We start from the raw sequence: 14,070 nt of genomic DNA on the forward strand, positions 1-14,070 counted from the left end.
GTCGTCGGTTAGATAGTTTAGTCGGGGATCATCATGCGTTACGCCTTATTTGCGACAACCGCCCTGTTGTTGGGAGCGCCCGCCATGGTTGCGCTTGTGCCAGCGGCGGCTGCCCAGAATGTGGCGATCGATGTGCGCATCGACCGGCTGGAAAAGGAAATGCGGGCGGTTCAGCGGAAGGTTTTTCCCGCAGGCACTCCGTTGGAGGCGGAGATCACCCGTCCATCTACGCCCGCAGTGCCGCCCGGCACACCGTCCTCGTCGCCCGTTGCCGATCTGACCGCGCGGGTGGCTGCGCTGGAGTCCCAGCTTGCGTCGATGACGGGGCAGGTCGAAGAGAACAGCTTCAAAATCCGTCAACTGGAAGAGGCGTTCAACAAATATAAGGCTGAAGCACAGAGCCGTGCCGAAGTCGTCACGCCGCCGGCGGTACGTCCGGCGGTACCGTCGGCCGATGCGGCTCCGATCGAGGCGAAGCCTCAGCCAGGGACCAATGGTGGCGCGACGGAAGCCCGCAAACTGGCGGTGGCTGCCATCGAGCGGCCATCGACGGGAGATGCCGCGAGTGACGCCTATAGCTATGGCTTTCGGCTGTGGGACGCAAAATTCTACCCCGAAGCGCAGGCTCAGCTGAAAGCGACCGTCGAAAAATATGGTGCGTCGCCGGTCGCGAGCCGCTCCGCCAACCTGTTGGGCCGGGCCTATCTGGACGATGGCAAGCCTGCGCTTGCGTCGGTGACATTCTACGACAATTATCAGAAGCGACCCAAGGGCGACCGGGCCGCCGACAGTCTTGCCTATCTTGGCGAGGCATTGATCCAGCTTAAAAAGCCGGCCGATGCGTGCAAGGTTTATGCAGAACTGGAGCAGGTCTATGGCTCCAGCATGTCGGCCAGCCTGCGCGGCATGATGGAGAAGGGCCGCACCCGGGCGAAGTGCAGCTAAGGCAAAGCCATGGCCGAACCCTCTTCGGCACAATCTGACCTGGAAGCCTTGCTGATCCAGACGGTCGGCGATCTGGTGGGCGAGGCAGCAGGCCTGCGTTTTGGCGTGGCAGTGTCGGGCGGCCCCGACAGCATGACGCTGCTTGACCTTGCCCACCGCTGTTTCGCTGGCCGGGTCGAGGCTGCGACTGTTGATCATGGTCTAAGACCCGAATCCGCGGACGAGGCGGCGATGGTGGCGCAGTGGTGCAGCGGGCGCGGCATCCCCCATGCGGTGCTTCACCCTGCGGCTCCTTTGACCGGTAACGTTCAGCAATGGGCCCGCGCCCAACGCTATGCCGCGCTTGAGGAATGGAGGGTCGAACGGCGGATCGACTGGCTGTGTACCGCGCACCATGCCGATGACCAGCTTGAGACGGTGCTGATGCGGCTCAACCGTGGTTCGGGGGTGAATGGGCTTTCGGGCATCCGTGCTCGGCAAGGACATGTGCTTCGGCCTTTGCTGAATGCGAGACGCGCGGATCTTCTGGACCATGTCCGCTCGGCAGGCCTGCCGTTCGTCAATGATCCTTCCAATGCCGATCCGCGTTTCGATCGCGCGGCGATCCGGCAGCATCTGGAAAATGTCAGCTGGCTCGATGCGCGGGCGGCTGCACGCAGCGCCGCTGCACTGGCGGAATGCGCCGAAGCGCTGGATTGGATGATCGACGATCTTGCTGCGGCACATGTTCGGCGGGAGGACGGCGCCTGGCTGCTGACGAGGACCGATCTGCCCCGGGAACTGCTGCGGCGGCTCGTGATGCGCATTGTCGCGGAGGCGCAGCCGGGTGCGCTGCCGCGTGGAGACGGAATTGATCGCGCGATTCTTATCGCTGCTCAAGGTGGGCAGACGAGCCTGGGGGCGCTCTTGATCAAAGGCGGGGCTGTCTGGAAAATCAGCGTTGCGCCCGCCCGAAGATGATAAACAGGATCGCGCTTGTTGATCGTTACGGAAAGGTTCCACGATCTAACTTATCTGTGGCTCGGCCCGTCGAAATGTTGCAGCGCAATGACCTTTCCTTAATAGCCTCCATGCTTAATGAGCCTGCCCCTCAAAGCATGGAAAGCTGATTATGTTCGAATTTGCGGCGCTGACCTATGGCGTGCTCGCCAGCATCATCCTTTCGGCAGCGCAACGTAACCGGAAACTGGCGCGTCCGCATCCGCCGATGCTGCTATATGTCGGCAATCTGCTGTGCGGCCTGTCGGCGGGCGTGGCGGTGATCCTGGCCTATATCGCCCTGTCGCAATTCGCCGGGGGCTGAACGTCCGGCGGGCAAATCGCCCAACTTGCGATTTTGCCGGAGCACCCTATCTTGCCCGGTGAAAGAGAGTGATGATGAACGACGAGAAGGACCCGCAGGGCAATCCCTGGATCAAAAGCGCGATGATTTGGGCGGGGGTGATTATCGCCCTGCTGCTTTTCGTTTCGATGTTCGACAGCCGCTCCGCTAGCCAAGCAGGCAGCGGCATCGCTTATTCCGAATTCCGTTCGAAGGTTCAGGAAGGGCAGGTCAAGGACGTCGCGATCGCCACCGACAAGATTACTGGCACGCTGACCAGCGGGCAGCGGTTCAACACCGTTCCCGTCAATGATCCGGCTCTGACGGGCCTGCTTGACGATTATAACGTCAAATATTCCGGCCAAAGCGAGGAGCAGCCGAGCTTCTGGCAAATCATGCTCTACCAGTCGTTGCCGTTCCTGCTGATCCTTGGCATTGCCTTCTTCGTGCTGCGCCAGATGCAGAAGGGTGGCGGCGCGGGTGGCGCGATGGGCTTTGGCAAGTCCAAGGCCAAGCTGCTGACCGAAAAGCACGGCAAGGTGACGTTCGACGATGTCGCGGGCATCGATGAGGCTCGCGAGGAATTGCAAGAAATCGTCGAGTTCCTGAAGGACCCGAGCAAGTTCGCGCGGTTGGGCGGTAAGATCCCCAAGGGCGCTCTGCTCGTTGGTTCGCCCGGCACCGGCAAGACGCTGCTGGCTCGCGCGATCGCGGGCGAGGCGGGCGTTCCTTTCTTCACCATCTCCGGTTCTGACTTCGTCGAGATGTTCGTCGGCGTCGGCGCGAGCCGCGTGCGCGACATGTTCGAGCAGGCCAAGAAGAACGCGCCCTGCATCGTCTTCATCGACGAAATCGACGCGGTCGGCCGTCATCGTGGCGCAGGCCTCGGCAACGGCAATGACGAGCGCGAGCAGACGCTGAACCAGCTGCTGGTCGAGATGGACGGTTTCGAGGCGAACGAGGGCATCATCATCGTCGCGGCGACCAACCGCCCCGACGTTCTCGACCCCGCTCTGCTGCGTCCGGGCCGTTTCGACCGTCAGGTGGTGGTCCCGCGCCCGGATATCGAGGGCCGCGAGAAGATCCTTGCCGTGCACATGAAGAAGGTGCCGCTGGCGCCGGACGTCAACCCGCGCACAATCGCGCGCGGCACGCCGGGGTTCTCGGGTGCTGACCTAGCGAACCTCGTCAACGAAGCCGCGCTGATGGCCGCCCGTCGCGGCAAGCGTCTGGTTGCGATGGACGAGTTCGAGGCGGCGAAGGACAAGGTCATGATGGGTAGCGAGCGCCGCTCCATGGTCATGACCGACGATGAGAAGAAGATGACCGCCTATCATGAGGCGGGACATGCCATCGTCGCGGTCCACGAACCGGCGTCGGACCCCATCCACAAGGCGACGATCATCCCGCGCGGCCGTGCGCTTGGCATGGTGATGCGTCTGCCGGAGCGGGACAGCTACAGCTATCATCGCGACAAGATGCATGCGAACCTGGCAGTCGCCATGGGCGGGCGCGTGGCGGAAGAGATCATCTTCGGCCATGACAAGGTGTCCTCGGGTGCTTCGGGCGACATTCAGTACGCAACCAAGCTGGCGCGCGACATGGTTACCCAGTGGGGCATGTCGGACAAGCTGGGTCCGCTGCAGTATGAAGAGCAGCAGGGAGAGACCTTCCTCGGCTATTCGCAGAGCCAGCGCGTCCATATGTCGAACGAGACCGCGAAGGCGATCGATCTTGAAATCCGCACGATCGTGGAAGGTGGCTATGATCGGGCCAAGGATGTGCTGACGGGACATGAAGATCAGCTGCACCTGCTGGCCAATGCCTTGCTCGAATATGAGACGCTGACCGGCGAAGAGATCAAGACGCTGCTCGACAAGGGTGAAATCACCCGCGACGATGGCACGACGATCAAGCCTTCGACGGTGCCTGCGGCAGGATCGTCCATCCCCAAGACGCGCAAGCGCAAGGGCCCCTTTGGGGAGCCTTCGCCTGCGGGGATTTGAGCGGCGGTCAAGGGTTTAAAAGGGGGTGCTGCCATTGGGCGGTGCCCCTTTTCCTTTGCCGCTCCTCAATCATGGTGAGATAGGGCACGCATGGCAAAAGCTGATCGATTGGAACGTCTGGATGCCCGCCGCCTGGAACTGGAGGCGGAATATACGGAGAAGCTGGTGGACGCCTTACGTGTCACGGCTTCAGGGAAATGGGGCTTGTTCGGCCATAAGGATGATCGGGCCGGTCGCGCGGCGATAGCGCCCGTGATCGAAGGACTGGCTGAAATTGGGGAAGCCATAGACAAGGCGCGGGAGCAGTTGTTGATGCCGCCGTTCGCGTTGCAACAGGACTTTCTGGCATCACGCGGCCCTGTTAGTTCGCAGGCCGTGGGAGAACCGAAGCAGGCGCAGGCATGGCTCGATCGGCTTGTGCCTGCAGCCGACAAATCCTGAAAGTGCAGTTTCTCTGTACGGTGAGACGCCCAGCAACAAAATGCGCCTAAGGTCTGGTCGTTTCGCTGGTTAATGGTTACATGGGCCGCCACGAATCCCCAGCGATCACGCTATGCCCCTTGGCCGATCGCGCAATAGAAAGTGGCTTTTACATGGATATCCGCCTCGGCCTCACCTTTGACGACGTGCTGCTGCAGCCCGGCGAGTCTGATGTGCTGCCGAGCCAGGCCGACACCGGCACCCATGTAACGAAGCAGATCAAGCTAAACATTCCGATCCTCTCGTCCGCCATGGATACCGTGACGGAGGCCGACATGGCGATCGTCATGGCGCAATTGGGCGGCATCGGCGTCCTGCATCGCAACTTGTCGATCGAAGAGCAGGCGGACGCGGTGCGTGCGGTCAAGCGCTTCGAAAGCGGCATGGTGGTGAACCCTATCACCATCACCCCGCGCGCCACGCTGGCTGACGCGCAAATGCTGATGGAGCGGCATAAGATCAGCGGCATCCCCGTGGTCGAGGATTCGGGCAAGCTGGTTGGCATCCTGACCCATCGCGACGTACGCTTCGCTGAAAATCCGCAGCAGCCGGTCAGCGAATTGATGACCAAGGATAATCTCGCCACCGTGAAGGTGGGCGTTGGCCAGGAAGAGGCTCAGCGCCTGCTCCACCAGCGGCGGATCGAAAAGCTGCTGGTGGTCGACGACGACTATCATTGCGTCGGCCTGATCACGGTCAAGGACATCGAAAAGGCAGTCACCTATCCGCAGGCGACGAAGGATGGGTCTGGCCGCTTGCGTGTGGCTGCGGCGACCACGGTCGGGGACAAGGGGCTGGAGCGCAGCGAAGCGTTGATTGACGCGGAATGCGACCTGATCGTCATCGACACGGCGCATGGCCACAGCAAGCAGGTCGCGGTTGCGGTGGAGGCGGTGAAGCGCCTGTCCAACCATGTTCAGGTCGTGGCGGGCAATGTGGCGACGGCAGAAGCGACAAAGGCGCTGATCGATGCGGGCGCGGATTGCGTGAAGGTCGGCATCGGGCCTGGCTCGATCTGCACGACGCGCGTCGTTGCGGGCGTCGGCGTGCCGCAGCTTACCGCCGTCATGGACTCGGCAAATGAAGCGGCCAAGCAAGGCATTCCGGTGATCGCGGACGGCGGCCTTCGCACCTCGGGCGACGTCGCCAAGGCGTTGGCGGCTGGTGCGGGCTGCGTCATGGTCGGGTCGCTACTGGCTGGCACCGCCGAAGCGCCGGGCGAAACCTTCCTTTACCAGGGCCGTGCCTATAAGAGCTATCGGGGCATGGGCAGCGTCGGCGCGATGGCGCGGGGCTCGGCCGACCGCTATTTCCAGGCGGATATCAAGGACCAGATGAAGCTGGTGCCCGAAGGCATCGAGGGGCAGGTGCCCTTCAAGGGACCGGCCAAGGATGTCATTCATCAGCTGGTCGGCGGCGTTAAGGCGGCGATGGGCTACACCGGCAGCCGCACGATCAAGGACCTTCAGGAGCGCGCTCGTTTCGTTCAGATCACCAATGCTGGTCTGTCCGAAAGCCATGTTCATGACGTGACCATCACCCGGGAAGCGCCCAATTATCCGACGCGGTAAGGTCGCCTATATCCCTCTACTCAAGGGAGAGGTCTGGGGTGAAAGCGCGGCCGCCTTTTGGTTGATTCTTTGAAAGTGCCGCTGGTGCGGTAGGCCCACCCCCGGCCCCTCTCGCTTGCGAGAGGGGGGAGTATGATATGACACCTGCTGCGCGTGTTCAGGCTGCGATCGAATTGCTGGACGCTATCATTGCGTCTGCGCGCGATGGCGGACCGGCGGCGGACACGTTGATCGCGCGCTATTTCAAGGAACGGCGTTATGCTGGGTCGCGCGATCGGCGGGCGGTGCGCGATCATGTCTATGACGCGGTAAGGCGGGTGGCCGAGCGGCCGGACAACGGGCGGGCGGCGATGGTTGGGCTGGCGCGGGAGCGGCCGGAGCTTGCGGCTCTGTTCGACGGATCGGCACATGCGCCCGCGCCGATCAGCAGCGATGAGCAGGGGGCCGAGGCTGGCGTTGTGCCGGGCTGGCTCAAGCCATTGTTCGCACCTCCGGTCGAGCAAGAAAAACTGCTCGGCCGCGCGCCTGTCGACTTGCGGGCCAATCGCCTGAAAGCCACGGCGGCAGAGGTTGCGCCGCTTTTTCCTGACGCGGAGCCGGTCGAAGGACTTCCCGATGCGCTGCGGCTGCCCGAGGGCTGGCCGGTCGAGCAGAGTGAGGCGTGGAAGCAGGGTCTTGTCGAGGTGCAAGATGCTGGAAGCCAGCTGATCTCGGCAGTGTGCGGGGTCGCACCGGGCATGACTGTCATCGATCTGTGTGCCGGGGCGGGGGGTAAGACGCTGGCCCTTGCTGCAGCGATGCAGGGGCAAGGAAGGCTGATCGCGGCGGATACGATCCGTTCCCGCCTTGCCCGGCTAAACCCACGGGCGGAACGGGCGGGGGCGACCTTCATCGAAACGCTGCTGCTCGATCAGGGTCATGAGGAGCGTGCGATGGAGAGCCTGGGCGGGCGCGCCGACGTGGTGCTTGTCGACGCGCCATGTTCCGGCACGGGAACGTGGCGGCGCAATCCTGAGGCGCGATGGCGGCTAACGCCTGCGCGACTGGACCGGCTGGTTGGAGAGCAGGCGCGAATTTTGGATTTCGCCGCGCCGCTCGTCGCTCCAGGCGGGGTGCTTGTCTATGCTACATGCGCGCTCACCGATCGGGAAGGCGCCGGGCAAGTTCAGGCGTTCCTTGATCGTCACGACGGGTGGGTGGCCGAAGATGTGGCGATGGGTGCGGGGCGAGCCCATGGGCAGGGACGGCTGTTGACGCCCGGACATGATGCGACGGATGGTTTCTATTTCGCCCGGCTGCGCGCTGTTGCATGAAAGAGGCGATGGACAAGCCTGGGCAAAATGACGACACTCGGGTGGAATCATCGCCTGAAACATGGCTGGAGTTGTGCATGCGTTTTACCCCTGCTTCGATCGCCTTGGCCGTTCTGTTGACCACCGTGTCGAGCGCGGGGCTGACACAGCGGCCGGACGCACAGATATCTCCCTTGTCGATCGAATGGCAGCAGGCGGGCGTCGCGGCGCGCCAGGCGGGGAATTACGCGGCGGCGAATGATGCGCTGGAAACGGCGCTGGCCGTCGATCCGCGCAATCGCTCTGCCTATATCGAAATGGCCGAAGTGGCGCGTGCGCAGGGCCTTCAGGGCAAGGCGATCCGGCTTTATCGCGAAGCGCTGCTGCTCGATCCAAATGATGTTAATGCCTTGGTCGGTCAGGGCGAAGCAATGGTCGAAAAGGGTGCCATCGCCAAGGCCAGGGAAAATCTCGCCCAGGCGCAGAGTGCATGCAAGAGCGACTGTGCGGCCGTTGGCAAGCTTGCTGCGGCGATTCAGAAGGGGCCGCCCGCGACCGTGCTAAGCGCGAAGGAAGGCGTGACGGTAGTGCCGAAGGCTCCCGAGACGGAGACACCTTGAGGTTTTTAGGCCGGTTTGAGCGTCTTTAGGTAAGCCGCTCACCTCATTTTGGCCTCCATGTTCGTGAGTTCGAGAAAAACGAAGCTCTAGGATCGCTCGCTCATCAGACGGGCTAGAGCCACGAACTCCTCGACGCTCACAGTTTCGGCGCGTCTTTGTGAGTCTATGCCGATCTGTCCAAGCGCATCCAGCGCGCCGGGCACGCTCTTCAGGCTTTGGCGGAGCATCTTGCGGCGTTGGCCGAATGCGGCGGCGGTGAGGCGTTCGAGTTGCTTCAGCTCCACGCCCTTCGGAGAGGGCTTGGGGGTGATGTGAACGACGGCTGACATGACCTTGGGCGGCGGCGTGAAGGCGCTGCGGTGGACCTTCATGGCGATGCGGGCCTCGCTACGCCACTGCGACAGAACGGCCAAGCGGCCATAATGGTCGCCGCCCGGCTTCGCGACGATGCGTTCGGCCACCTCCATCTGGAACATGAGCGTAAGTGATGACCACCAGGGAAGCGGCTCCCAAGGCGCCGAGAGCCAGCCGACCAGCAGTGCCGTGCCGACATTATAGGGGAGGTTCGCGATGATGTGCGCGCCAGTGCCAGCTTCGGCCTGTGCATCCACCTGCATGGCGTCGCCGGAAATGATCCGCAATTGGCCAGGGAAGCTGTCCGACAGTTCCGCGAGCGCAGGGAGGCATCGATCGTCGCGCTCCACCGCCACCAGCCGCGCGCCTGCCCGCAGGATAGCGCGGGTGAGGCCGCCGGGGCCTGGACCCACTTCGAACGCCGGTTGATCCTTTAGCGGGCCTGGAATGGCCGCAATGCGGTCGAGCAGTTGTTCGTCGAGCAGGAAATTCTGCCCGAGCGCCTTGCTCGCTTGCAGGCCGTACGCGGCGATGACTTCGCGCAGCGGCGGCAGGACCGGCCGTGGGTCAGAGGCCATGGGAAAGTCGCGACCGGGCCGCTTCCGCCGCCATCTTCAGCGCAGCCATCATCGCGCCGGGGTTTGCGCTGTCCTTCCCTGCGATGCCGAAGGCCGTTCCATGATCGGGGGAGGTGCGCACGATCGGGAGACCCAGCGTGATGTTGACGCCTTCATCGAAATGCAGCGTTTTGAGCGGGATCAGCGCCTGGTCATGATACATGCACAGCACCGCATCGTAGGTCTCACGGGCACGCGCATGGAAAAGGCCGTCGGCGGAGAGGGGGCCGACTATATCCATGCCTTCCTCACGAAGGGAGTCGATTGCGGGGCTAATGATCTCTATTTCTTCCCGGCCTAGCGCCCCACCTTCGCCAGCATGGGGGTTAAGGCCAGCGACGACAATGCGGGGGCGGGGAATGCCGAAGTTGCGTTGCAGCCCCTTGACCGTGGTGGTCGCGCGGGCGCGGATCAGGTCGATCGTGAGGACGGAGGGCACGTCGGCAAGCGGAATGTGGATGGTGACGGGCACGACCTTCAGCGACGGCCCGGCGAGCATCATCACGGCATTGTGGGGCGCTACGCCACAGCGTTCCGCGACGAATTCGGTCTGGCCGGGATGGGTGAAGCCGACACCGTAAAGCTGTTCCTTGCCGACCGGAGCGGTGACGATCCCGGCGGCGGATCCGGTGCGGGCGAGACCCACGGCCGCCTCCAGCGCCTGGAATGCGGTGCGCGCGCCATCGACGCTGGGGGAACCTGGAACGATGTCGCCGGCGTCAGCGACCTGGAGGCACGGCAGGGCGGAGTCAAACAGTGCCACGGCTTCCTGAGGCGTAGCGATGGGGGCGACAGGGCCAGCCCAGACCCGGCGCAAGGAAGCGGCATCGCCCACCGCAAAGAAGCTCGGCAATCCGCGTGCTTTGCGCATCACCCAGCTTTTTGCGACGATTTCAGGACCTATGCCCGCCGGGTCGCCCAGCGGTACGGCAAAGGGCGCAAGCTCCGGACGAGCCGGGGCTGGATCAGTTATAGTCGATGACGGCATCGCGGCGAAGGTCACGCAGATAGATGCGGGCGCGCTTGTTGACCCGTTCTTCCTCCAGCTGTGCCATGATCTGTTCCGCATTCGGTGCTGCGGCGCCGCTTGCTTCGTCGCGACCGCAGACCACCAGCACGCGCACGCCATCGTTGACCGAACCGAAGGGCGGCGTGGCTTCACCGACCTGCAGGCCAAGAAGGATGTCCTGCAACTGCGGGGGAAGGTCACGGACCTTCACATTGTCATTGTCGACGACATCGGCGCCGATCTTGCCGCCCAGTTCATTGGCCTGGCCGCATCCTTTGAGCGCCTTGGTCTGCGCGGCGAAGCTCGCGGCCCGGGCGCTCGCCTGCTCCTTGGTGGTGCCTGCGGGGAAGCTGATCGACAGCTGCTTGAGGCTGAGGAGGGAATCGCGCGGATCTGCGGTCAGCACCTTGCGCTTGTCCATGACATAGATAACGGAGACGCCGCCCGGAACGGGGATCGGCCCGGCAAGCTGCCCCACCTGCATTTCATTGGCAGCCTTGGCGAGTTCATCGGGCAGTTGCGCGGGGCGGACCCAGCCGAGGTCGCCACCGACCGCTGCGGTCGATGCCTCCGAAAATTGCCGCGCATAGGCGGCGAAGCTGCCGCCCTGCTTGATCTGTTCGATGATGTTGCGCGCGTTGGAGACGATCTGGGCCTGATTTTCCGGTGTCGCAGACAGGTAGATCTCACCGATCCGATATTCATCGCTGCCCTTGGCCGCGTTCATGCGATCGACGACGGATTTCACCTCATCGGCCGAGACATTGACGAAAGGCTGGATGTTGCGGCGGAGCAGGCGGCTCCATGCAAGTTCGCCTTCGATCTGGCGCCTGATGCTGGCGGGCGCGCTGCCCTGAGCCCGCAGATATTGGTCGAACTGGGCGGGTGACTGGCGGAAATTGGCCGCGACCCTTTCATAGCTCTGGTCGACCTCCGCCTTGTCGATCCTGATGTCGTGGGCGGCTGCTTCCTGAATCTGAAGCGTTTCGTCGATCAGGTTGCGCAGCACCTGTACCCGCAGACGCTCCCGCTCCTCGGGCGAAACCTTGCCACCGTTGGCGGCGATGATGAGGGCAAGACGCTGGTCTACGTCCGTGCCGGTAATGATGCGGCCGTTGACGATGGCCGTCGCCTTGCGGACGTTGGGGTCATTCTTGCCAAAGACGGTCACGTCCTTGGGCAGGTTCAACTGTTGTGCTGCGACGCCGCTATCATCGTCATTGACGGTTTGCGCAGTGAGGGTGTTGGCGAACGACCCCATGAGGATCGAGGACAGGAGCAGGGCGCGCGCGCTGGCCCGAAGGGATTGTCCAAGGCGGGAAGGCATGGGAACGACAGGCTGCATCGTCGGGAAAACTCTCCATTACGGTCCGTCGCCTGATGCGACGGTCCGCCTTAACCGGTCCTGAGCGGCAGGGGCGGAGGCTGATCCTTATATGCCGATATTCCGAAAAGCCAGCCGTAGTTGGAAGCTGTTGCCCTTTCGCGCGTCGCCAGCGGCCAGATAATCCCGCCGCCAGGTCAGCCCGAGCGTCAGACAGTCGTCCTCATAGGCGACGCCGAGGCGATGGCGGACGGGTTCGTAGCCGTCGGACGCGCTCAGCGGATCTTCCTTTCTGTCGGTCAGGTTGACGACCGTGGAGCCGAACACGGACCAGAAGCGCGCGAACTGCACGCGCCCGCCAAAGCGCAACTCCTCACGGTCCTGAAGATCCTCAAGGCCCGGCGCGGCGTTGCGGTTGAGCCGGAGATAGCCGACCATCGCGTAGGTCTTGCGGCTCCCCACGGTGGCATCGATTTCGTTGCGGCGGACGGCCAACCCGTCCTTATCCAGGCGAAAGCGATGGATGAGGCTGACGAAATCGCGGAAGCGGACGGTGGTGCGGCCGACGATATCGGACATGCGGTCGGAAAGGCCGGTGCCGTCGGGCAGGATGCTTTCGCGATTGTTGAGTCGATAGCTTTGGCCGACCACGCTTTCCAATGAAAAGCCGGGGAGCGAAAGGCTGTATTCCAGCCCATAGGTGATGCGGGTCGAATCTTCGAACCGGTCGTATCCGGCGAAGCGGTTGAGCGCGAACAGGTTGCTGTCTTCCAGGTCGATGGCGCGCGCATCTTCGTTGGGGACGGACAGGTTCGCCAGCTTCGGCGCGGCGACGATCTGCACGCGGGGAGCGATACGCTGCACGCCGCCAAAGGCTTCGCCCATGAAGGGCCAGCGGACATCGATCGCAGCGGCTGCGATGCCGCGTGCCTGCCAGCCTGGATCGCCGGCATAGCGCGCAATGCTGTTCAGGTCATTGTCGCTGCTGTGGTAAACGTCGCCGCGCAGATAGGTGGTGAAATTCACCTCCTGCCCCATGCCCGTCAGCTTGCGCAGGTTCCATTCGAAGGCGGCAAAGGCGCGCTGGGTATCCTCGCCATGCGTGCGGGTAATGGCAAGGCTGTTCGCCTGAAGCTGAATGCGGCCGCCAAGCAGCGGATCGAGGAGGCGCAAGCGGTAGTCGATGACGGGCAGGGCGATCGGCGTCTGCCCTTGAGAATCGCCAAGGCGCAAGGTCTGGACGGCCCAGCCAGCAATCGAGAAATAGCTGTTCTCGCCGATGCGTTGTGCGCCGAGGGTCGAACGCAGCCGGTCGTCGCGGCTGATGTCATAGCGGCGGAGGAAGGTGCGGTCGCTTGCCACGCGAAGCGATCCGTTTACGCTCCATTCCGGCGTCAGCTGCATGGCGCCGCTGGCATCCAGATAGCCGCGGAAGTCCCTTTCGGATCCGACAGGGCCCGTCGCCGTGGGAAGGGAACTACTGGCGTCGATGCGCCGCGCGTGGGTCGCGTAGCCGGTGATCTGATAAGCGCCCCGGTCCCAGCGGTGGCGGAAATTCGCCTCCAGCATCGGCAGCGTCTTGGAATAGATATGCGGCGTGATCGTCAGATCGCGGTTTGGCGCCAGCTTGATATAATAGGGCAGGGCGACTTCGATGCCATTGTTCCGGTCATAGCGGAGGTTCGGCACCAGCAGCCCCGTGCCTCCCGTGCCGCCGACGGGGTGCGAAAAGCCGGGCAGAGGGATGAGCGGCAGGCCGAATACTTCCACGCTGGCATTACGATATCGCACCCGCGCGGCGACCGGGTCATATACGACCTTCACCGCCTTGATCTGCCAGGTGGGTTCCTTGGGACAGCCATCGCTGTCCTCCACGCTGCAACCGGTATAAGCGGCTTTGTGCAGCGTGTAGACGCCGTTCACCCGAACGCCTTGCACCGCCGCAAGCCTGCCGCCCGACTGGAGGACGAGCAGCATATTCTCGACGGTTCCGTCCTTCAGCGTGTCTGTGACCTGAAATCGATCGCCATAAGCGATGTTGCCTTCGGGATCGGTCGCCGAGACATTGCCGCGCGCTTCCACCTGGCCGGTCGTGCGGTTCCACACCACGGTGTCCGCGCGCAGCCGGTTGCCCTGCCGCAGCAATTGCACATTGCCGCTGGCCGTCACAATCTCCGTATTGCTGTCATATTCAAGCGCGTCGGCGGAAAAGCCGATCTGTTCGTCGCTGGTTGGCACCGGGGCATCCGGCGCGCCGATGGTCGCCTGCGGAGTTTGCAGGTCCTGCGCGAGAGCATGGGGGATCACAGCCAGGCAGGCCGTGGCCGCGCTTGCCGCCAGCATATGTTTCAGACGCGAGGTATGGGAGAAATTCTGCAAGGGGATCGTGCCTCTTCAGGGGCGCTTCGTTGCCCGCCTATCGCACTGCTTTGCGCGCGCCGCAATCTTTCGTCACGCTTCTTTTACGGGAAATCGGTCGAACGGCTTTGCCAGATGGAGGAAGCGACATTATCTGGCATGGAGCGCTTGGT

The 14,070-nt window shown here is 63.2% G+C and carries 12 protein-coding genes; 8 read left to right on the forward strand and 4 right to left on the reverse strand.

Annotated features, from left to right (window positions below; all coding sequences use genetic code 11):
- Positions 1–33 precede the first annotated feature (33 nt).
- From MU848_RS05360 to MU848_RS05395, 8 genes are all read left to right on the forward strand, one after another.
- Positions 34–945 carry a tetratricopeptide repeat protein gene (locus tag MU848_RS05360; RefSeq protein WP_247230696.1) on the forward strand — a complete coding sequence of 304 codons (912 nt, stop codon included), beginning with the start codon at positions 34–36 and terminating at the stop codon, positions 943–945.
- A gap of 9 nt (positions 946–954) precedes the next feature.
- Positions 955–1,905 (forward strand): tRNA lysidine(34) synthetase TilS, encoded by a 951-nt coding sequence (gene tilS / locus MU848_RS05365; protein ID WP_247230697.1) that lies wholly within the window; start codon positions 955–957, stop codon positions 1,903–1,905.
- 151 nt (positions 1,906–2,056) lie between these two features.
- The gene (locus tag MU848_RS05370) at positions 2,057–2,248 is read left to right on the forward strand and encodes a hypothetical protein (RefSeq protein ID WP_247230699.1); all 192 of its coding nucleotides are present in this window, start codon (positions 2,057–2,059) and stop codon (positions 2,246–2,248) included.
- A gap of 74 nt (positions 2,249–2,322) precedes the next feature.
- Positions 2,323–4,272: an ATP-dependent zinc metalloprotease FtsH gene (gene ftsH / locus MU848_RS05375; protein WP_097092856.1), complete on the forward strand. Its 1,950-nt coding sequence runs from the start codon at positions 2,323–2,325 to the stop codon at positions 4,270–4,272.
- A gap of 90 nt (positions 4,273–4,362) precedes the next feature.
- A complete protein-coding gene (locus MU848_RS05380; RefSeq protein ID WP_247230701.1) occupies positions 4,363–4,713 on the forward strand; it encodes a hypothetical protein in 351 nt (116 codons plus the stop codon).
- Between the two features lie 152 nt (positions 4,714–4,865).
- On the forward strand, positions 4,866–6,323 hold the full coding sequence (gene guaB / locus MU848_RS05385) for an IMP dehydrogenase (protein ID WP_201514666.1): 1,458 nt from the start codon (positions 4,866–4,868) through the stop codon (positions 6,321–6,323).
- 137 nt (positions 6,324–6,460) lie between these two features.
- The gene (locus MU848_RS05390) at positions 6,461–7,636 is read left to right on the forward strand and encodes an RsmB/NOP family class I SAM-dependent RNA methyltransferase (RefSeq protein WP_247230703.1); all 1,176 of its coding nucleotides are present in this window, start codon (positions 6,461–6,463) and stop codon (positions 7,634–7,636) included.
- 77 nt (positions 7,637–7,713) lie between these two features.
- Positions 7,714–8,235 carry a tetratricopeptide repeat protein gene (locus MU848_RS05395; protein WP_247230704.1) on the forward strand — a complete coding sequence of 174 codons (522 nt, stop codon included), beginning with the start codon at positions 7,714–7,716 and terminating at the stop codon, positions 8,233–8,235.
- Positions 8,236–8,321: 86 nt separating this feature from the next.
- On the opposite strand, the gene rsmA is transcribed toward MU848_RS05395, so the two are convergent.
- The 4 genes from rsmA to MU848_RS05415 all read right to left on the reverse strand — a co-directional run bounded on the left by rsmA (position 8,322) and on the right by MU848_RS05415 (position 13,882).
- On the reverse strand, positions 8,322–9,167 hold the full coding sequence (gene rsmA, locus MU848_RS05400; RefSeq protein WP_247230706.1) for a 16S rRNA (adenine(1518)-N(6)/adenine(1519)-N(6))-dimethyltransferase RsmA: 846 nt from the start codon (positions 9,165–9,167) through the stop codon (positions 8,322–8,324).
- Entirely contained in the window at positions 9,157–10,194 is a 1,038-nt protein-coding gene (pdxA, locus tag MU848_RS05405) for a 4-hydroxythreonine-4-phosphate dehydrogenase PdxA (protein ID WP_247231658.1), read from the reverse strand. Before pdxA ends, rsmA begins: the two co-directional genes overlap by 11 nt.
- Entirely contained in the window at positions 10,172–11,560 is a 1,389-nt protein-coding gene (locus MU848_RS05410; RefSeq protein WP_247230708.1) for a peptidylprolyl isomerase, read from the reverse strand. Before MU848_RS05410 ends, pdxA begins: the two co-directional genes overlap by 23 nt.
- Before the next feature lie 87 nt (positions 11,561–11,647).
- A complete protein-coding gene (locus tag MU848_RS05415; protein ID WP_247230710.1) occupies positions 11,648–13,882 on the reverse strand; it encodes an LPS-assembly protein LptD in 2,235 nt (744 codons plus the stop codon).
- Positions 13,883–14,070 lie beyond the last annotated feature (188 nt).

Origin of the sequence: Sphingobium agri, assembly GCF_023051225.1 — a bacterium.
Classification (GTDB): domain Bacteria; phylum Pseudomonadota; class Alphaproteobacteria; order Sphingomonadales; family Sphingomonadaceae; genus Sphingobium; species Sphingobium agri.